Raw genomic sequence first — 20,707 nt, forward strand, 5'->3', positions numbered from 1 at the left:
CACTATGTGGCCCTGAACCTCCCTTGGCTTCGCGGACACGGGGAGTTGAGCTATGCGGGAGATTGGGTGACGATGGCGAGCTCAAGGCGGCGTATCGAGGCGGGTGTCGCGCCTATCAGAACCTCTCAGCGAGAGCGATACGCCATGGAGACACCTACCAACGTCGTCCGACTTCGTCATCCCGAAGACCTCGACGATCCCCTGACCGAGGTGCTGCGCAGCGGCGCCTGCCGCCTGCTCGCCCAGGCTGTCGAGATGGAGGCGGACGCGTTCCTGAGCGCGATGCAGGACCTGCGGCTGCAGGATGGACGCGCCCGGCTGGTGCGGCACGGTCACGGGCCGGAGCGGGCGATCCAGACCGGCATCGGCCCGGTGCCGGTCGCGCGTGTTCGCGTGCGGGATCGCGGTGCCAGCGGGTCTGAGAACCGGGTCCGGTTCACCTCGACCATCCTGCCGAATTGGGCAGGACGCGCTGGCAGTCCTCTTGAGCCGTGACGCCCCGAACCTCTCGCCGGCCGTAATCGCCCGGCTGACCGCGGCCTGGGCGGACGAGTATGCCCGCTCGCGGTGGCGCTGGCGATAGAGCGCGATGGCACCGGGCTGCGGCATGGGCGGGACGGGGGTGGTCGTCGCGTCGGACGCTGCGATATTGCCCGGGGCGGCCAGGATGGCGGCCTTGTCGGCTTTGGTGATCTCGCCGTCGGGCCGATAGAATTTCAGACCGTTGCGGTCATCGGGGATGTGGCTGCCGGTGACCGTGACGGCGTAGGCGCCGCGCCTCATCGCTTCGAGGACGAAGTCGGGCTGGGGCGCGCCGCAATCGACCGCCGAGAAGCCGGCTGCCGCAGCAGCATGCGCCCCTGTCACCGCCAGGCCGGGGCTGCTCGCCCGCAGGTCCCGCCCGATCACGACTTCGCGCCTGCCGTTCCCCGCCAACCGATCGGAAGAAGGCGCTGGCACAGGCGTAGCACGGACTGCCCACGAGGTCCGTCACTACACCCCGCAGCCCGCTCGTCCCGGATTTCGGCTGCTCACGGCATTCCTATCGACGGTGACTGTATGACGCGCTCGCGAGGTCAAGGCCCTGAACCGCGCGATGTCAAAATAGCCGGCGGTCGGACACGAAGGCAGCCCTTTGCGACCTGCCCCTATCTCGTCCCGCCGCCTGTCTCAAAGAGATCCCGAACAGTCCTAATCCAGGTCTCGAAGGGCGCGGATCTCCTCGATCCTGCGTCGATAGCGATGGGCGATGGCCGGGATGCTGAAGCTCGTCTCCACAAGACGTGCGGCGCGAGCGCCCCGGCTCGTAGCCTCTTCGCGGTTCGCAACGACGTCCTGCATGGCGCGCGCGGCGCTCGCGATGCTCGGATCGGCCCAGACGCTGCCGCGCTCGACGCCCCGGTACTCGTCGTGCGCCACGCCGACCAATTTGTAATCGACGAGGTAGCAACTGTCTGGTGAGCAGAAATCCATGTTCCCGGAATACCCGGTCGCGATGACCGGGCGCCCGAGCTGCATGGCCTCCAGCATTCCGAAGCCGAAGCCCTCGGCCCGGTGGAGCGATACGTAGCAGTCACAGGCGCGTTTCAACGAGAGGATCTGTTTGTACGTGTAAGTTTCGTCGATGACCTGAATTCTCGAATCGTCGCGGATCAAGTCGTCGATCGCGCGCCAGAGGCCAACCTGGTAGCTATCCGAGACCCGGCTTCTGTTCCACGTCTTGATGATGAGGGCGACCGCCCGATTGTTTTGGCCGAAGGCCGACTGGAAGGCCCGGACCACCGCGAGCGGGTTCTTGCGCTCGGCGAACGAGAACGAGTCGAAGGTCGTCAGGAAGGTGAATACCCCGGCGCGCGGAAGGCCCAGATGCGGCGCGATCTCCGTCGGCAGATCTTCAACGGCCATGCCAACATTCACCACGGGCTTGTCCGTCCGAGAAGTGTAGATCGACCGGACGTACTCGGAGGAGACCCAGATCTCGTCGAGCAGTTCGAGCGCGAGGAAGTGCGCCTCCGGAGGTTTGTCCAATTCCCAGAAGAAGTATCCTATATTGTAACTGTTTTCGTATGTCGATTTTGGCAGGATCGCAAAAGCGAGGGGAACGGATTCGGCGTTGAGGTGAAATAGGTTGATGCCGTGCGGCCGGTCGTACGGACGGTAATCGACCTTGCTTGAGAACCCGACGAGCGCGGGGTTCTCGACGTTGAACGGCATCGCCGACAGGGACGGGGCGCCGACGTGCTCAAGGATCTGGTACGACAGGCGGGTCGCCTGCCCGAGGCCCGACGTCTTCTCGATCGGGCCGATGACGGCGACGCCGCCGCCCGCGCTCCGCTCGGTGCGCGCCGCCGACGCCGTGCCGCGTCCTGCGTCGTCGGAGGGCCGCGCATCGGGAGCGGCTGAGCCCACTTGTCGTACCTGCCGTGCGAGCTCGGCGGCGCCGGGGGCATCCCGGAGAAGGAACGACAGGTTGTCCTCGAAGGGAGTACGGCCATCCGGCTGCGTCGCCAGCAGGGCCTGAGTCCACGGGATCGGCAGGAAATCAGTGATGTGGGGATGCTTGCAGCTCAGCAGCAGGAAGTAGTGCAGCGCGGCTAGCCGCCCGCCGGCGCTGTGCAGGCGCAGGTCCTGCAGTTCCGGGTTTTTGGCGATGTGCAGCCGCATGAACGTGCTGAGCGGGAAGCGGCCTTCAGACGCCGGATCGACCCGGCGTAGCCCAGCGGCCTGCTCGGGCGTCACGAGCTTCCGCTCAAGGTTCAGCTGGGGCGTCTTCTGGACACACCACCAGTAGAGGGCCTCGTTCTCCACCTCCGGCTTCGTGACCTCGAGGAGATCCGGGCGCTCGCGCCGGAGCAGGTTCCAGAGGGCCACGCTGATGCTGGCCGGGATGCCGTCGACCGGCAGTGGTGCGTTGAGGAACCGCAGCTGATCCTCCGAGAGCGGGACGCTCATCGACCGGCCCCAGCGCAGGCTGTACTCGGCGATGTACCACAGCAGAACGTTCATGCGCTCCTTGGTCGTGCCGGAGAGCTTGGCCTTGAGATCCTTCCCGCCCGACCGGACGGCCTCGTACCGGAGGAATTTTGAGATGAGGCCCGCCGGATCGCTTCCGGGAAACGCCGTCTCCACGAGGATGTCTGACCGTGCTCTGCTCAGGGGACCGGATTTGACCTCTGGACCGATCTGGCCGGCGGCGCTCCGCGCCGCGGACGCGGCGGTGACGCGCAGGTCCGCCGCGGTCATCGTCATCAGGTCGATGAGAGCCTCGGGAATCGGCGGAACAGCCTCGCGGAGGTCCAGCGAATCGAGGCGGATCTCCTTGGCCAGGATGCCGTCGCCGCCGAGGATCGAGATCGCGATGGGCCCGTCCGCAGCCGAGAAGTTCTGCAGGTCCGCCACGAAACCGTGGCGGCCGTCACCGATGCCGTGATCCTTGAGATCCTGCCTGAAGATATCGGCCCTGACGATCTCCGTCTGGCCGCCGGCGGCGGCGATCTGGATGAGCAGAGGCAGGTTCGGGTTGCGCGCGTCGTAGGCCCAGCCGTTGACGAGAGGCTCATCGACGAAGTCGATGAAGCCGCGCCACCTATGATCGTCGGTCATGTGCACCCTCATGGATGGGCGTCGCGCTCCTGCCCGACGAGCCGGAAGCGGGACGACGGCCGCCGATCAGCCTCGGCCCGGACCGCGCTCGAGGCCCCGCAGAACGAGATCGGGGGCGACGTGGTAATTGGCGTGGAAGGCGTGCACCGCCTCGCCGGCGACGGTCTCGCCGCGGATAAACAGCAGGTCGGCACCGCTCGACCGGATCATGCTAGTATAGCCGCGGAAATTGAACGACCGGTTTTCGTGGATCAGCGCGATCACCCGGGCCCGTGGATTGCAAAAGATGCAATTGGTGAGCGCCGAACTCGCCGACCCGACGATCGTGTCGGCCGTGTGGTAGAGTGCGACCTGCTCGGCGAAGGTCAGCTTCTCCGGGTAGACGACCTCGAAGCCCTGCCGCATCAGCATCTCGATGATCTCGGCCTCGTTGAGCAGCTGGCGCTGCGCGAAGCCCTTGCGCGAGAGGACGATCTTGCGCCCTGAAGGCTGGAGATCAACGCCGCGCGCGGCGAGCCGGTCCAGCACCGCGCGCTGCATGGCGCCCAGCACGTCTGCCGGCCAGATTGCGTCGTAGACCGGCACGCCGGGCCGCGAGTCGAACGGGAAGAAGGTCGGCACCGGCGCGACGCCCAGTTCCCGGAAGCGCGCAGCCTTGGCCGGCAAAGGCAGGATCTGTCGTCCGCGCTCGTCCAGCAGCTCCACGATTTGCCGATGCGTTGCAGGCATGTGATCGTCGATGCAAATCGGGAGGTCCGAGGGACAGGCGCGGTCGTTGAACCACAGCATCCGGGGCACGAACTCGAGGAGCCAATGGCCGTAGTTCTTGCTCTGCAGCCCGAATAGCATCAGCCCGGCATCCAGGGTCTGTATCTCAGCGGGCTCTTCGACGAGGGCGCGCCCGGCACCGTAGACAGCCGTCATGATCTGGTCGGGGTTCACCCCGTCCTTGATGTCGGCGATGCCGTTCATTGGGTGGGCGGCCAGATCGTAGATCAGGCTGTTACCCTGCAGCACGAGGTTGCTGCGCGGGAACGTCAGGCAGTCCTTGAACCGGGCGACGTATTGCGGTGGCGCGTCGAGGGATCCGCACGCCGAGGTCAGAGCTACCGGACCTTCGAGGAAGGCGATCTCTGGCTCGGCGATCCGGCGGGCCCCGAGCAGCTCCCGGTATTCGCCTTGCCCGTCCGCGGCGGCTTGGCAGGCGGAGACGATGTCGTAGAGCCGTAGTGGCCCCAGACCTAGGACGTGTCGCGTCCGCTCGTGGAGTTCCTGCGCCTCCTCGTGTTGGCCCTCCTCGGCCAACGCGTTCATCTGCAAAATGCGCAGGTTCCGGATCTTGCGTTCGAGGGTGTCGCCGTCGATCGTCAGCGCCTGGCCGCCCAGCTTGTCCCGCGCGATCCGCGCGAGTAGGTAGCTGCGCACCGCACCTTCGGCGTCCCCGGCGAGTTCGTAGTCCCAGGCAATGTGGATGAGCGACGGATCGTTCTGTCCGTGATCCCCGGCGGCCGTCTTCGCCGCGCGCAAATCCTGAAGCAGCCCTTCCACCGGATCGAACGCCTTGCGGCGGCAGAGATCGAGGATGCGGGTTTGGATGGCGGCGAGCCGATACGACGCCCCGGGTGCAGGCGTCACCCGCGCCGCGAGGTCGTAGGCGCGCGCCGCAAGGTCGAGCCGGTTCTCGCCCTTGAACCGGAAAGCCAGCGTGGCGAGGTGCTGCGCAGCGACCGCCGGTCGGCTGTTCGTGAGTGCGGACAGGCTGTCCTCGATCGCGTCGAGCGCAGCGGCGCCGTTCGAGGGATTGGCCTGACTCAGGATACGCTGAAAATCGCCTTGCATCGTCCTCGAACGTTCCTCTCGGTCCGGGCTCACCGTTGCCGCTCAGCGGGCCGCCAGAGACCGCTCCACGCTGTCGCACACCGCGTTGATCTGCGCCGGCGTGATCGCCGGGAAGAACGGCACCCCGATGGCGGTCGCGGCCGCCGCGGCGGTCCCCGCCAGCCCGTCGTGCCGGCAGGTCGCGAAGGCTGGGTGCGCCTGACAGCCGGTCCCATACCAGCGCCGCCACTGGATCCCATCCGCGTCGAAGCCTGCCGTCACCACATCGGCTGTGCCGGGCTCGAACAGGGCGGTGATCGTCATGGTCAGCCAGTCCCGGCCGAAGCCCGGCTGCATGCGCACGCCAATCTTCTCGAAGCCCGCGACATAGGCGAGGGATGCGTCCCGCAATTGCTGGATGCGCGCCTCGAGCCCGTCGAACACCGCCAGTCCGACCGCGGCGGCGTATTCCGAAATCCGGTAATTGCCGCCCCGCACCTCCGAGACGCGGCTGCTGGCAGAGAAGCCGAAGCCCGTCATGGCGGTGGTCTGGGCCACCAGATCGGTGTCGGTGGTGAGGATCGCTCCGCCCTCCCCGATCCCGAGCGCCTTGGTGGCGTGCAGGCTGACGCAGATCGGCTGCGCGCCTACGCGGTGCAGGTTGAGCGTGGCGGCGGCGGCGTCGAACACCACCGGGATGCCGTGCGCCGCCTCAAACGCCTCCCAGGCGGCGACGTCGATCGGCGCGCCGTAGGGGCTGACTACCACCATGGCGGCGACATCGTCCCCGGCCGCCGCCAGGGCCCGGGCGGCAATGGCCGGCGTCAGCGACAGCGTCTCGGGATCGACATCCGCGAAGAATGGCTCCAGGCCGACATTGACCGCCGCATGCGCGGTAGCGACGAAGGTGTAGGCGGGCATCAGGCATAGCCGGCCCTTCCGGCCGGCGATCCGGTAGCGCAGGGCGAGCTCGATGGCCGTCGTCCCGCTGCCGGTGATCGTCGCCGCCACCAGCGCGCCGCCGGCGCGCTCCGAGATGAAGCGGCAGAGCGTATCGGTGAACGCTCGGGAGAGCGGACCGTAATTGCTGTAGATGTGCGACTGATCGATCCGGCGCAGATACGGGACGATGGCATCCGTCTCCGGCAGGCTTGGAATGAGCACGGGGATCATCGTCGAGACACGTCCTAACTGTCGGCCGCCACCATCCTCACGCGCATGCTAAGGTGACGCGCCCGCTATACATGGCCGGACAGGACCGCGGAAGGCGGCGATCCGGATGCCGGCCCCTCCCCGCCTAGGCGCGCCGTAGGGACCGCGCCGGATTGCCGAACACCGTCTGGCCCGGCGCCACGTTCCGGATCACGACGGCGCCGGCGCCGACCATGGCGTGCGCGCCGATCCGCATCCGCGGGATCACACAGGCCCCGGTGCCCAGGAACGCGCCCTCCTCGACGCGGACATGGCCGGCCAAGTGGACCCCCGGGCTCAGCGTGGCGAAATCCTCGAGCACGTCGTCATGGGCGACGGTACAGCCCGGGTTGACGAGGACGTGCTCCCCGAGGCGCGCATCCGTCGTGATGGAGGAATGGCCGAGTATCACGGCACCCGCTCCGATCCGGCTGCTCGCTCCGATCAGCACCCCCGGATCGATGATCGAGGTAAATTTAGCGCCGATCTCCGCCCGAAGATGCGCGACCGCCCGGGCCCGGGGCCCGGGCTCGCCGAGGGCGACGACGAAGCGCAGGCTCGCGTCGCCCGCTAGTTTGCGCACATCCCGAACCACGGGCCGGCCCCGAAACGACTCTGGCGCGTCGATCCCGGGATCGACGATGCTGGCTTGAAGCTCAATCGCGGTCCCGTGCGCGTTAAGGCGTTGCAGGACATCGACAATCTCGCGCGCGAGCGCGCCAGCTCCGTACAGGACGAGGCGGACGGTCATCGTGCCTGGATCCGGGATCGGATCCGTCCGCGGCCCGAATGCAGCGTGTCGTTCCGGTGGTCGTCCATGCGCGGGGATCCCTGCCTGCCCGGTGCCCTGCCCTACACGAGACCGCGTGCGCCCTCCAGCGCCGCGTCCGCCGGCCCTCCCCGGAGAGGGGCATTCGGATATCTCGTCACGGCACGCCGGTTCCAGTACACCGCCCGCGAGGGTGCGCCGTTCGACCGGCGCGCGGACGGGCAGGGTCGATCAGGCGCGCAACCGACATGAGGCCAACGCAGACCTTCATCGACCTGATCCGGATGGTCCATCGCGACAACGCGCCGGACGTCCTCGCGCAGATCCGCACCCTTGCCGCCGAGGAGCGCGAGCCGGTGCGGCGCGGCGCGCTGTGCCGGCACCTCGAAACCCTCGCGTTCCGGCTCGAGGGCGACGAACGGCTCGGCGCCGCCGCCGAGACCTATGACCTGATCGCCGCCCTGGTCCCCGGCCCCTCGGCGCGCTGGACGAGGGCCGCCGCCACGGCGCGACTGCGCGACCTATGCGAGGGCGGCCGGTTCGCCGAGGCCGAGGCTTACATCGCAGGCCTGCGCGCCGACGGTGAGGTGCCCGTGCTGATCCAGGACGGGCTTACGACCCTGCTGCGGCTCGGATGGGCGTACGAGTGCCGGAACCAGCCCGAGCCGTGCCTCCATTGTTACCGCCTCGCCTACGACCTCAATGGCGGCGACGCGGGCGTGACGACGGAGGACGGAGACCTGCTCAGCATCAAGGTGAAGAACCTGCGCCGCCTGAGGCTCGATGCCCTGCTGGAGGTTGGGCGCTTCGATGCAGCGATCGCACTCCACGCGCAGACGCGCCACGTCACCGGTTCCGGCCCTCTGTCCGCCTACGACCTAATTTCCGTGAAAGCCCTCGCGGCGGCGGGCGGCGCTCGATACACCGAAATCCGGCCCGCCCGCCGCATTGCGGCACTCGAACTGCGCTTCTTGGAACCACCGCCCGCCCTCCGCTCCGAAGCGGGCGGGCTCGACATGCCTGCGCAATATCTCGCTTTCCTCGATGGGTGCCGGGCATTCCCGCGCAGCAACGTCGTCGTCGCTGGCGACAGGCTCGTCTACGATCTGGCCGCACATCCGCGTCGCCCGGACATCCTGCTGCAGGATGGGCTCAATCCGGATCAGATCATGACGGCCGCGTTCGGCGCCACGCGTGCCCTCGTGGAGGTGCCTGAGTATTCGCAGTCGCTGGATGCCGGACTGATGATGTTCGGTTTCCAGAGCCGGAACTATGGCCATTGGCTGCTCGAGTTCGTGCCGCGGATGCTCTGCTACAACGATCCCCGCTGCCCGGACGGGATCCCGCTCTGCATCGATGACCACATGCCGGGCTCGCACGAGGAGATCCTTCGCCTGCTCGATACGCGTGACCGGCCGGTCATCAAACTGCCGCCCAGACCTGTCGAATTCGGGATGCTCGGCATGGCGCCGGCGCCGGCCTTCTTCCCATTCGACATGAAGCCCGGCCGCCCGTTCTACGACACGGTCTGGCCGGCCGATGTCTTCGCCGCCGTGCGCCAGCAGATCCTCGACCGCGCCCGCGAGCGCGGGATCCTGTCGGACCGGACGGACCGGCGCCTGTTCATCTCGCGCAAGGCCTTCACCCAGCGCGCCTTGATAAACGAGGCGGAGATCGCTGAGCGACTGCGCCCCTTGGGGTTCGAGGTGATTCACCCGGAGACGATGACGTTCCTCGAACAGGTCGAGGCGTTCCACTCGGCCGCCTTGGTCGTCGGTTCATCCAGCTCGGCGCTCTGCAATACCTTGTTCTGTAGACCCGGATGTCGGATCCTCGGTCTGATCCATGAGGAGCTATCCTTCAATTTCCGGGGCTATACCAGCTGCATAGAACCGGGAGGCGCACGGATCCTGTTCCTACGCGGTCGCACGCTCCCACGCCCCGGCGTACACGCCTTCCACGTGAGCTACACGGTCGACGCGGGGAAGGTCGTGGCCGCCGTCGCGGCGCTCGAGACTGAGATCGCCACCGGTGTGGCGGCCGGGTTCCCGGTTCCTTGGGCGGACGACCGGCCGATCGAGGCGCCGCGTCGCGACGCATCCGCGCCTCGGGATGGACAGACCATGGAATCTGCGCAGGTCGATCCGGACCGTCTCGCGCGCGTCACTGCGCTCGCGGCCGTCCCGCATGGAGACCCCGAGAGTGACCCCGGCGCCGTGGAGGCGGTGAAACACCTCGCGGGCGCCCCGCATTTGGATCCGCTAGCCTGCGCGTCGCCGAGCCTCGCAGTCTTCGTCCGCACGTGGAGTGATCGGTTGCCGCAGGAGGCGCGCGAGGCCCTGATCCAGCCACTCATCCCGCGCCTCGTCGACGCGCGCGGCTCAGCGGCACAGGAGCGCCGGCGGGTCGCCCTGGTGGCCGATTGGCTGATCCGCACCCACCTGCCGGCGTGGTTCCGCCTCGCCAAGCTGAACGTGGAGGGGGACGAACTGGCCGACCTGCCCGAGGTCGAGGACGTCGCCCAACTCGTCTCCCTGTGCGATCACCTCAAGCGCGCGCGCAAGCGGGCGGCCGTCGCCAACCTGACCCTGCGGCAGACCGGCTCGGCCGTTCGGGCCGCGGCCTGGGACGCGGCCCATCAAGCGGCTTGGGGCACCGTTCGGGACACATTGGAGGCCGCGGGCCCGTCAGTCCTCGCCGCCGGCTGGGACGCGGCCTACGCGGCCGCCTACGCGGCGGCCCGCGCCTGCGGGAAGGCGCCCCTCGAACCGACGCGGCAGGCGCTCCAGCGCTCAGCCCTGGTACTGGTCGAGCGCATGATCGAGGCCCGTGAGCCCGATCCCGCCGATCCGGGCCGGCGGCCAGGAGATGCCCTTCCGGCCCCCATGCCGATCCAAGACGGCGCTGAATTTCGGCCATGAGTGAGACCCGGAAGGGCCCGCAGCCGCTCGATCCCGCCGGATCCGGTCAGCCCGCGCCGTCCATGGCGGGGCTCCGCTGCCTCGTGCTGGGCGGCGGTGGCTTCCTCGGGCTGAACCTGTGCAACCGCCTCGCGGCGGTGGGGGCCGAAGTCACTTGCTTCAGCCGTAGCCACATCCAGTCCGAGGTGCTCGACCGACGTGTCGCCCGGGTCACCGGCCAGTTCGCCGACCGCCTCGCAATCGCCAACGCCGTCGAGCGTCAGGACGTCGTCTTCCACCTGATCGCCGGCTCGATCCCAGAAAGTTCGAACCGGGATCCGTCCGCGGAACTGGCCGCCGCGCCGATCGCCACCCTGCATCTGCTCGAGATCTGCCGCTCGGCCCGGATCAAGAAGCTCGTATTCTCGTCCTCCGGCGGCGCGATCTACGGTATTCCCCGAGCCATACCGATCCCCGAGCAGGCGCCGACCGACCCGATCTCGGCCTACGGCATCGGCAAGCTGATGATCGAGAAGTCGCTCCATCTGTACCGGCATCTCCACGGGATCGACTACCAGATCCTCCGAATTGCGAACCCATATGGCCGGTTCCAGCTCGGCACCAAGCACCAGGGCCTGATCGGAAGCTACATCCACCGTGTCCTCTTGGACCTGCCGCTGGAGGTCTGGGGGACCGGGGAGGTGGTGCGCGACTTCCTACACGTCGACGATGTCAGCGACGCGTTCCTCGCCGCGGTGTCCTATGACGGGCCGCACAAGGTGCTGAATGTCGGCAGCGGCAGGGGCCTAAGCGTCAACCAGATCATCGCCGAGCTGGAGGTGGCCTTCGGCCGGGATCGCCTGCCCTGCATCCACAAGCCGAGCCGCGCCGCCGACGTGCCTGCCAACGTCCTCGACACCGCGCTGATCCGGTCCGAGCTCGACTGGCAACCGCGCGTCGCCCTGCGCGAGGGCCTCATCAGCACCATCGCGTGGATGCGCGGCCATCTCGCTGAGATCGGAGCGGGCGCTGCGGCGGCGCACCCCGCCCATGAGGGATGAAGCGCCCGTGACCGCCGTCGCGGCCGACGGCGCGACGGAGCCTGTGCGGCAGGCTTGATCGTCATTCCGCCCCGGAGCGGCCACGTTTGTCGTCGACAGCGCGACCTGCGAGCCGCACGGAGACCGCATGTCCTTCCTGCACGATCTGCCGATCGCCGACCTAATCGCGCACTATGGCTACTTGGCGATCTTCGTCATCATCACGCTGGAGAGCGCCGGCCTGCCCCTGCCGGGCGAGACGGTCCTGCTGACCTCGGCGGCCTATGCCGGCAGCACCGGCAAAATCGACATCGCCGTGGTGGTGGCCATCGCGGCATCTGCGGCGATCCTGGGCGACAATGCCGGCTACTGGGTCGGCCGCCGCTGGGGTCTGCCCCTGCTCCTGCGCAAGGGGCACCTGATCGGCCTCGATCACGGCCGGCTCAAACTCGGTCAATACCTGTTCCGCCGGCACGGCGGGAAGATCGTGTTCTTCGGCCGCTTCACCGCGATGCTGCGCGCCTATGCGGCGGTGCTTGCCGGCGTGAACAAGCTCGACGCCCGCCGCTTCTTCGCTTTCAATGCGCTGGGCGGTGTCGCCTGGGCCTCGATCATGGGCTTCGGTGCGTATCTCTGCGGGCGCTCCATCGAGAACGTCATGGGGCCGGTCGGCCTCGGGCTGCTGGCCTTCGTCCTGATGGGCGCCGTCGCACTCTGGTTGTTCATGCGCCGGCACGAGGCGCGCTTGATGGTCGCCGCCGAGGCGGCGATCCCGGGTCCGCTGGAGGGGCCGGACGGGACCGCGCCGCAGGCGGCGCCGCTTGCGCGCGACGACGACGCCGCGCGGCGCGACCGGATACAGGCGGATTTCGCCGACCACGTCGAAGCACTCCTGACCCAGCGGGAAGCCGGCCGGAGCGAGACCGGCCTCGATGCGATCGTGCCGTCGCGCCGACGAGCCCTGCCCCTGTGGTTCAAGATCCCCGCCCTCGTCGTCGCGTCGGCCGTCGTGATGACGCTGGTCTCGTGGCATGATGGCGTCACCGGTGGCTTCTACGGACGCCTCGTCGGCCATGTCGGGATCCTCGGCGCCGCGCTGATCCTCGTCGTGCCGGTCGTTCTCCTGATCGTCATCGGCTGGCGTCTGACGGGCCCGGGCGCCGCGCCCGACACCGCAGAGCGGGCCAACGGCGCGTTGGCCTGAGGGAGCGAGCCCGCGCTCAAGCACCCCCTCCGCCGTCGGGCAGGGTAGGCACACGGGACCCGCTATGCGAGAAGCCCCCGCGCTACGGCTCGGCAGGACATGAGCGCGCCGGCCGGACGGCCAGACGTCCTTCCGTCCGGAGCCGGCTCGTGAGGGCGCGCCGAGAGAAACGGACGACGGCATGCATCCGGATCTGGCTGGATTGTTCGACGCGGATTCGGTGATCCGCCGCTACGGTCACCGCGGCGTCGCGACGCCGGTAGCCTACGCGGCCGAGGGCTGGTGCTCCGAACTGGACCCGAATCCCCTCTTCGATTCGGCCTTCTATCGGGCGCAAGTGTCGGCCGCGGAGGTATCCAGCCTCAGCCCGGCCGAGCATTACTGCGTTCATGGCGCCGCGATCGGGCTCGATCCCGGTCCGCTGTTCAGCACCCACACCTATCTGACCCTCTATCCCGATATCGCCGCAGCCGGGGTCAATCCCCTGGGCCATTACCTTAACTACGGGGCCGCGGAAGGGCGGCTGCCCAACCTCCTGGAAGGCCGCGCCCTCGCCGAGGCCAGTGCGGCGGCGCTGACCCACGATCCAGAAAACCCCTATGCACGGGTCCAGGCCGCGTCCGAGCGGCTGCACGCCAACGATCCCGCGGCGGCGCTCGCGCTGCTGGCGGGCGGCCCGGTCGCCGGCCTTCAAGCGCTCCTCGTGCGCGTCGGAGCGCTGCTCGCCCTAGGGCGGCGCGACGGGGCGCTCGAGGCTGCCCGCGCAGCCGCGGAGGTCGAGGGCGCCGGCCTGATCGCCCGATGCGGTCTGGCCGCTTACCAGGCCGAGACGCTGGGCCGGCTGGGGGCCGCAGCGGCGGCCTACGAGATCGCCCTAGCGGTGGGCTGCGAGGATCCGGCCCTGTTCCGATTCCGCCTCGCGGTCATCTTCCGGACCTGGGGCCGGCTCGTGGGATCCGAGGAGCAGGCGCGCCTCGCCCTCGAACTCGGCGATGCCAGCACCCATACCCGAGCCCTCCACGACCTCCTCGCCCGCGACCGGACCCAGGCCGAGCGGCTCCATGCCGAGAGCCGCGCCGTTCCGGATTTCGCGCCGCAAGCGTGGCAGGCGGCCAACCAGGCCTGGGCCGCCCACCCGCAGGTGACGGGGCCGATCCGGCCGGCCCCGCTCCGAGGAACCGGCCTCCTCCTCGTCGATTCGAGCTTCCCGTCCCGGTTCTCGGCGTTCCGCTACGGCGAACTCCTCACCTATCTGTCCGCCATCCCAGACAGCCGGGTTGCCTCGTCGCTGCGCGACATCGACCGCTACCGGCCGGACCGGACCTTCCTCGACGAAGTGCGGCAGTTCGAGGCGGAGCATCCGACCTTGGCCGGCCGGGTGCGCGCCCTGAACACCGGCCACGATCTCAGCGCCAAGGTCCTGCACACGACCTTCCTGCACAACGCCGCCGTGCTGCTGACCTCGAACCCGGACCTGCGCGCCGAGCGCTTCGTCTTCACCCTCTATCCTGGGGGCGGCTTCATGCCGAACGATCCCGTGTCGGATGCCAAGCTCCGGCGCGTGCTCGGCGATCGCCGCTTCGCCAAGGTGCTCACGACCCATACCCTGCAGCGCGACTACCTGCTCGACCGGGGCTGGTGCGATCCGGATCAGATCGCCTTCGTCTTCGGCGCCGTCTCGCCCGATTGCTGGAATGTCGCGGCGAGCGCGCGTTGCTCGCGGATCGGGCATCCGCTGCAGGACACGATCCGGATCTGCTTCGTGGCGCAGCGCTATACGGAGTTCGGCATCGAGAAGGGCTGCGACGTCTTCACCGACCTCGTCCGCCGCTACGCGGACGATCCGCGCTTCGAGTGGCACTATGTCGGCGACTGGACGCCGGACCTGCTCGGCCTCACGCGGATCGACCGTGTCCATTTCCACGGCGTGCAGCCGGCCTCGTTCTTCCAGGACTTCTATCCCGGCATGGACATCGTCATCTCGCCCAACCAATCGCCGATAGAGCGCGACGGCGGCCGCGGATCCTTCGACGGCTTCCCGACCACATCCTGCGTCGAGGCGGGCCTGCGCGGCGTGGCGATGTTCCTCTCCGATTCCCTTGCCCTGAACCGCCGGCTCGACGGGACCCCCGCCATGCTGCCCGGCGAAGAATTCGAGCTGATCACGCGCGACGCCGACAGGATCGCCGCCCGGATCGAGTTCTACGCCGGGGACCGCGAAGCGCTCCGGGGGCTCGGCGAGGCCGGCCGGCTCGCCATCCTGCGGGAATACAGCTTCGAGCGGCAGATGCGGCCGCGCCTCGACCTGCTTCGGGGACAGCTCGATGCCGCGTAGAGACGCGGCCCGGCGGATCGCGCGGAGATAGGTGCACGCGCCGATGTTGCGGTTCCTGACCAAGTCCGCGCGCCCGCGGCCCGAAGCCCGCCCGCCGACGGCGCGGCGGATCTCGGTCGTCATCCCATCCTACAACCACGCGGCCTACATCGCGCAGGCGATCCGCTCCGTCCTGGACCAGGACCGCCCGGTCGACGAGCTGATCATCGTCGACGATTGCTCGACCGACGAGTCGCGGGCCGTCATCGCCCGGACGATCGAGGGCTATGCCGGACCTGTCCGGATCCAGTGCGCGCTGCTCGACCGCAACGGTGGGGCGCATGCGGCGATCGCGCTCGGCCTGTCCAAGGCCAGCGGCGACGCGCTCACCATCCTGAACTCAGACGATGCCTATGCCCCCGACCGGTTCCGGGTGATCTGCGATGCGCTGCCGCCGGAGGGTGATTTCATCGCCTTTACGAGTGTCGACTTCATGGACGATTCGGGTGCCCGGCTCGCCGAGGACGACCCAGTCCGCACGTGGTACCGTGACGTCCTCGGCCAGGCGGGGGCCTGCCCGACCGTCGGCTTCGCGCTCCTCCGCCACAACATCGCGGTGACGAGCGGCAACCTCGTCTTCTCGCGCGGGCTCTACGAGACGGTCGGCCCCTTTGCGGCCTACCGCATGTGCCACGACTGGGACTTCCTCATCCGCTGCATGGTCCACGTGGAGCCGGTCTTCGTGCCGACCCCGCACCTCAGTTACCGGACCCATGCGACCAACACGCTCAAATCCACCGGCGACCTGATGCACGGCGAGGGATCGGCGGCGCTGAAGACCTATCTGTCACTGATCGCCCGGGGGGCGACGGACAACCGGCTGGCACCGACGCCCGAGAACTGGCCGGTCTACTTCCGGTTCTTCACCGCGACCTATGCGCCCTGGTTCACCGGCGTGCCGATCGAAACCGTCGCCCGGCAGCTCTTTCCGGACCCGGTGACGCAGCCCGCCTGGCTGTCGACGGAGGCCGGGGCGGCGGGCGGCTTCCGCACCGCCCCCTCCCCCGTGCAGGACGCCCTGGCGCTGCGCCGCGTCGTCGGACTGCTGATGCCGCGCTGACACGCGGCCGGGCGCGCCGATGCCTCAGGGTTGACCGCTCAGGGGGGCAATCGTATCACCCCGCCTCACCCGACAGGAGCGCGCTGTCGCGCCGGTCCCCGGCCGTTCACGCCGCGCCCATGCGCGCCAGCTCCTGAGAGCGTCGCGACTGAGACGGAGCCGACCGTGGGCGAGGACGTGGAAGCGCTGCGGGCCGAGCTCGCCGAGACCCAGGCACGGCTCAAGGAGGCCCAGGGCGAACTCGCCCGTCTGGTACGTCTGGCCGAGGCCGACCTCCAGCGCCGGCGCCCCGGTGAGCAGTCGAGCGTCGTCGCTTCCTCGGTCCGCAGGCCCGCTGCCAAGGAGGTGGCCGCCCGGATCGCCCGGTTCACGCATCTCTACCGCGAGGTTGCCGCTACCACGCCCGATCGTGCCCCCGTCGTGCCCGAGGCGACGATGCTCGGATGGCTCGAAACCTCCGGGTTGTTCGACCGCCAGTACTACCTCGCGTGCAACGACGACGTCGCGAATGCCGGCGCCGATCCGACGCAGCACTATTACAACCACGGCTCCGAGGAAGGGCGCCTCCCCAGCACCCTCTGAGGGTCCGGTCTGAGGAAGGGGCCCGCTGACGCGCGTTCGAGGGATCTGATCGATGCAGGACGGTGCAGGAGAGGCCGTGCCGGCGCTCGAGCCGTGGCAGGACGATTTCGCGACGATCTACGCCAGCGGCCTGTTCGACCATATCGGCTACGCGACGCGCTATCCCGACGTGGGTCTCACTGACCTGTCGCCCCTCGAACATTACGTGAAGTACGGCGCCCGGCTCGGGCGCCGGCCTCGGGCCGACTTCAACGCGCCGCCGGACGAGACCTTCGACGGCAGCTTCGTCAATCCCTTCGCGGCCTGGATACGGGGACGCGCCGAGACCCAGCCCGCGCCGGCCTGGAACCGGCCGGTCGTCTCGGTCCTGTGCATCAGCTACAACCAGGCGGCCTTCATCCGGCAGACGCTGGAGAGCATCCTCGGCCAGGCCACGGATTTCCCCTTCGAGCTGCTGGTCGGCGACGACCGCTCCACGGACGGGACCGCCGAGATCATCGCCGAGTACGCCGCGCGCCACCCCAACCTCGTGGCGGTCCTGCGCGGCGAGAATCTCGGGCCGAACCGGAACTTCGCCGACCTCACGTCCCGTGCCCGCGGCGAGTTCGTGGCGATCTGCGAGGGCGACGATTACTGGACCGACCCGCGCAAGCTCCAGCGGCAAGTCGATTTCCTGCGGGCGCGCCCGGAATTCACCCTCTGCTTCCACCGGGTGCGCGTCGTCTACGAGGACATGCCGGGGGTCGACGAGCTGTACCCGAAGCAGTGCAGCCCGCAGCCGTCGCTGTCCGACCTCGTGGCGCACAACTTCGTCCAGACCAACAGCGTGCTCTACCGCTGGCGCTACCACGGCGAGGAGGCGTTCGTGTTCGACGAGGGCATCGCCCCCGGCGACTGGTACGTCCACTTGATGCACGCCGAGGTCGGGCGCGTCGGCTTCCTGCCGGAGGTGATGGCGGTCTACCGCAAGCACGCCGCCGGGATGTGGGCGACCTACGCCACAGAGCTCGCCCGCCACAAGAAGCTCGGCAACTCCGAGATCGCGTTCTTCCGCAAGCTGCGCGGCCATTTCGGCGGCCGCTACGCGGCGGGCTACGAGGCCGCGCAAAAGTCGATCTTCCGGCGGCTGGCCGAGGCCTATCTCGACGAGGAGGACGTGCCGAGCCTTGGGCGCCTGATCGACGCCAACCCCGACATCGCCCGGACGGCCCTGCACGATATGGGCCTCGACGCCCCCGAGGTGCTCACTGGCGACCCCGACGCCCTGCGCGCGTGGCTCATGGAGCAGCTCACGGTCAGCGTCATCGTCACGGCCTACAACCACGCCGCCCATATCGGCCGCTGTCTCGACGCGGTGCTGGGCCAGCGCGGGCTGTTCCGGCTGCAGGTCGTGATCGGCGACGACAAGTCCACCGACGGCACCGCGGAGATCGTCGAGCGCTACCGGGCGCGCGACCCGGAGCGGATCGCGGTGCGGCCCCGGCCGCACAATCTCGGCATGCTGCGCAACATGCAGGACTGCCTCGCCGCCTGCACGGGCCGGTACATCGCCTTCTGCGAGGCGGACGATCACTGGCTGTCGGACCGCAAGATCGCGATGCAGATGCGGATGCTGCGCAACGACCGCAAGCTGGACATGTGCTTCAACTGGGTGCTGCTCCACTACCCGGCAACCGGCTCCTACGTCCCGCACGACGAGCAGGGCCGCTATCCGACCGGCACGATCAGCTTCCCGGTCCTGGCCAACTCGCCGCTCACCGCGAACTTCTCGTGCTGCTTCTACCGCGCCGAGGCTCTGCGCCGGGTGCCGGAAGCCTATTACGCGAACGCCTCGGCGGCCGACTGGCTGATGAACCTCTACGTCGCCGACAAGGGCCGGATCGCGTTCCTGCGGGAGCTGCTCTCGGTCTACACGGTCCAAGAGAAGGGCCAGTGGTCGGGCCTGCCGGAAGACATCAAGAACACCCGGATCGCACAGTACCAGAAGGAGTTCGCCGCCATCTTCGGCGAGGGGCGCGGCTTCGAGAAGTACGAGGTCGGTTGCACGGTGGCCGAGCTCGACGGCGAGCTGCCGGATTCCTTCGCCCGCGCGAACCTGGAGGCCCCCCAGGACCGGGTCTGGTCCGAGATCCAGGACGGGCAGGTGGTGCTGGCCGGCTGGGTCGTCTCGGCGAACCGCGCCAAGGCGACGCTGATCGTGGAGGCCGACGGCGAGGTCCAGCGCATCCCCGCGGACGTCCACCGGCCGGACGTGATCGCGGCGGTGCTGGGCGACATGCCGACCACGATGGAGGAGGCCCGCTGCGGCTTCCGCTTCACCCTGCCCTACGCGCTCCACCTCGAAGTGCTGCTCTCCATCGAGGTCGAGCACGAGGTCGTACCCTGGCTCTCGGTGATCTTCACCCACCGGGTGAAGCGGGCGGCCGAGCGGGGCTGATCCCGGGCGGGGCGTCGCGACACGCGGGGTGGCGCACTTCGAGCCGGCCCTATCGCCGCCGACCGCCGAGCAGGTGTCGCACCCGGGCCAGCGGCGTGCGGGTGCGGGCCCGGTTCAGGGCGCCGCGGATCTCGGCGGCCAAGCGGGCCGCGACGATCTCGCGGGCGGGATCGTCGTAGTGGACGATGTCGTAGAAGGTTCCCTCCTCCCGATCTCGGAAGATGCCGCTGAGGTCGAGGGCCGTGAAGGTGCGCCGGTACGGGCGCCGCGCCGCGAGCTGCGCGGTGAATGCCTCCAGCTTGGCGTATTGACGGTCGAGATAGGCCAGGAACGCCCCCGAGGCGACGCCGCTCTCCACCTCGGTGAGGTGGCGCTTGCGCAGGATCGTCGGTTGCAGGACGCTGACGATTGGCACCCCGTGGTCGTGGGACAGCTTGGTCAGCCGGTGCGCCGCCAGTTCGTAATGGTGGACGATCGCGTCCTCCCAGCCGGGGCTCTGCCAGCCCACCTCGGCCCGCAGCCGCTTCAGCTCCTCGTAGATCAGCGTGATCAGCGCCTCGTAGGACAGGCCGTCCTCGCGGGCGCGGGGATCGTGCGTGTCGAAGAAGTGGTCGTAGAGCCGCTGGGTGATGAAGGCGTTGTAGGGGTGGCCCGGCCGGGGATCGTAGGTCCAGGGCTGGAACAGGTCGGTGCTGCCGCTGAGCACGAGGATCACGTCGGGGCTGTAGGTCACCAGGCGCGACCAGATCAGGTGGGTCATCTGCGTGAGGCAGCTCGACATCACCCCGAAATTGTAGACCTTCGCGCTCTCCAAGCCGTCGGCCCGCAGGATCCGCTCGATGCGGCCCGGCAGGGTGTTGGCGATGTCGCCGCCGTCGATCGTGGTCGAGTCGCCGACGACTAGGATCCGGGTCTCGCCCTCCTGTTTGCGCTCGACGATCGGGGCGGCGTTCAGGAAGCCGTCGGCGTCGAACGGGACGCCGTAATGGCTCGCCCCCGGCTTGCCGGCGAACTGGATGAACGGGCTCGGATAGCGCGTGTTCGAGTCGAGATAGCCGAAATGGTGCAGGAACTTGCGCCGGCGCGCCGCGTCCTCGCTCTCCGGCGGGGCCCAGATCTGCTCGACTTCCGGCGCGGTCAGAGCCGCCATCATTGTGTCCCTGAGCGCCGCGTAGCCGACGGCGTTGAGCCGGACGCCGTCGTCGCTGAGATCGGGCCTGAGCGCACCCGCTTCGGTGGCCAGGACGGCGTCGTAATCGATGAACTGCGCCCCGTACGCCTGCACGTGAGCGCGCAGCCACGCGTTGACTTGCCCGATGAGCGGGATCGGCAAACCGGCCGCGGCCGGCGAGGCCGGATCCACTGGGGGAACCGAGCCGACCCAGGTCCGCACGTGGAGGTCGCGCGCGTCCTGCAGCATGGCGGCGAAGTCGGTCACGATGCTGTCCAGCGACGGTACGCCCCTGCCGCTGAGGATGTCGTCGCGGCCGCCGATGAGGTGGAGGCCGCGGGCACCGTAGAGGGCGATCTCGGAGCGAAGCCGGCGGCCCATGTCCCGGATCGACTGCCCGGCGATTCCGCGCGCGACCGTCTGCGGGCCGGAGAAGAGCACCGGTGTCTCGGCGACCAGCTCCGCCGTGACCGAATCGCCGAAGAACAGGATCGGCCCGAACGGGAACAGCGGCTTGTCCTGCATCGGCGTGCTCATGCCGTCGCGATCCGGGACGGC

Annotated in this window: 11 protein-coding genes and 3 pseudogenes; 8 read left to right on the forward strand and 6 right to left on the reverse strand. The window is 68.9% G+C overall.

The features are described from left to right. Positions 1–144 precede the first annotated feature (144 nt). Positions 145–580: pseudogene (locus tag ACX9MN_RS19800) on the forward strand (IS256 family transposase); the annotation flags it as partial. Between the two features lie 140 nt (positions 581–720). On the opposite strand, the pseudogene ACX9MN_RS19805 reads toward ACX9MN_RS19800, so the two are convergent. From ACX9MN_RS19805 to ACX9MN_RS19825, 5 genes and pseudogenes are all read right to left on the reverse strand, one after another. Then, a pseudogene (locus ACX9MN_RS19805) lies at positions 721–960 on the reverse strand (phosphomannomutase); the annotation flags it as partial. A 231-nt stretch (positions 961–1,191) separates the two neighbouring features. Next, a complete protein-coding gene (locus tag ACX9MN_RS19810; RefSeq protein ID WP_489725170.1) occupies positions 1,192–3,603 on the reverse strand; it encodes a glycosyltransferase in 2,412 nt (803 codons plus the stop codon). Between the two features lie 66 nt (positions 3,604–3,669). Beyond that, the gene (locus tag ACX9MN_RS19815) at positions 3,670–5,442 is read right to left on the reverse strand and encodes a glycosyltransferase family 61 protein (protein ID WP_489725171.1); all 1,773 of its coding nucleotides are present in this window, start codon (positions 5,440–5,442) and stop codon (positions 3,670–3,672) included. 42 nt (positions 5,443–5,484) lie between these two features. Next, positions 5,485–6,594 (reverse strand): DegT/DnrJ/EryC1/StrS family aminotransferase, encoded by a 1,110-nt coding sequence (locus ACX9MN_RS19820; protein ID WP_489725172.1) that lies wholly within the window; start codon positions 6,592–6,594, stop codon positions 5,485–5,487. 124 nt (positions 6,595–6,718) lie between these two features. Next, positions 6,719–7,363 carry a NeuD/PglB/VioB family sugar acetyltransferase gene (locus tag ACX9MN_RS19825; protein ID WP_489725173.1) on the reverse strand — a complete coding sequence of 215 codons (645 nt, stop codon included), beginning with the start codon at positions 7,361–7,363 and terminating at the stop codon, positions 6,719–6,721. A gap of 266 nt (positions 7,364–7,629) precedes the next feature. Between ACX9MN_RS19825 and ACX9MN_RS19830 the strand changes: the two genes are divergently transcribed. The 7 genes and pseudogenes from ACX9MN_RS19830 (at position 7,630) to ACX9MN_RS19860 (ending at position 18,978) form a co-directional block, all read left to right on the forward strand. Further along, positions 7,630–10,302 (forward strand): glycosyltransferase family 61 protein, encoded by a 2,673-nt coding sequence (locus ACX9MN_RS19830; protein ID WP_489725174.1) that lies wholly within the window; start codon positions 7,630–7,632, stop codon positions 10,300–10,302. Then, positions 10,299–11,342, forward strand: a complete 1,044-nt coding sequence (locus ACX9MN_RS19835) for an NAD-dependent epimerase/dehydratase family protein (protein WP_489725175.1) — start codon at positions 10,299–10,301, stop codon at positions 11,340–11,342. The genes ACX9MN_RS19830 and ACX9MN_RS19835 overlap by 4 nt, the downstream gene beginning before the upstream one ends. 127 nt (positions 11,343–11,469) lie before the next feature. Continuing rightward, positions 11,470–12,105 (forward strand): annotated as a pseudogene (locus tag ACX9MN_RS19840) (DedA family protein); the annotation flags it as partial. 601 nt (positions 12,106–12,706) lie between these two features. Then, complete coding sequence (locus ACX9MN_RS19845) at positions 12,707–14,860, forward strand: glycosyltransferase family protein (RefSeq protein WP_489725176.1); 2,154 nt, start codon at positions 12,707–12,709, stop codon at positions 14,858–14,860. A gap of 43 nt (positions 14,861–14,903) precedes the next feature. Beyond that, on the forward strand, positions 14,904–15,959 hold the full coding sequence (locus ACX9MN_RS19850) for a glycosyltransferase family 2 protein (protein ID WP_489725177.1): 1,056 nt from the start codon (positions 14,904–14,906) through the stop codon (positions 15,957–15,959). Positions 15,960–16,124: 165 nt separating this feature from the next. Continuing rightward, complete coding sequence (locus ACX9MN_RS19855; RefSeq protein WP_489725178.1) at positions 16,125–16,541, forward strand: hypothetical protein; 417 nt, start codon at positions 16,125–16,127, stop codon at positions 16,539–16,541. A 52-nt stretch (positions 16,542–16,593) separates the two neighbouring features. Next, positions 16,594–18,978 (forward strand): glycosyltransferase family 2 protein, encoded by a 2,385-nt coding sequence (locus ACX9MN_RS19860; protein ID WP_489725179.1) that lies wholly within the window; start codon positions 16,594–16,596, stop codon positions 18,976–18,978. Between the two features lie 49 nt (positions 18,979–19,027). On the opposite strand, the gene ACX9MN_RS19865 is transcribed toward ACX9MN_RS19860, so the two are convergent. After that, on the reverse strand, positions 19,028–20,686 hold the full coding sequence (locus ACX9MN_RS19865) for an SGNH/GDSL hydrolase family protein (RefSeq protein WP_489725180.1): 1,659 nt from the start codon (positions 20,684–20,686) through the stop codon (positions 19,028–19,030). Between the last annotated feature and the right edge of the window lie 21 nt (positions 20,687–20,707).

The sequence above is a fragment of the Methylobacterium sp. 1A genome, assembly GCF_058072805.1.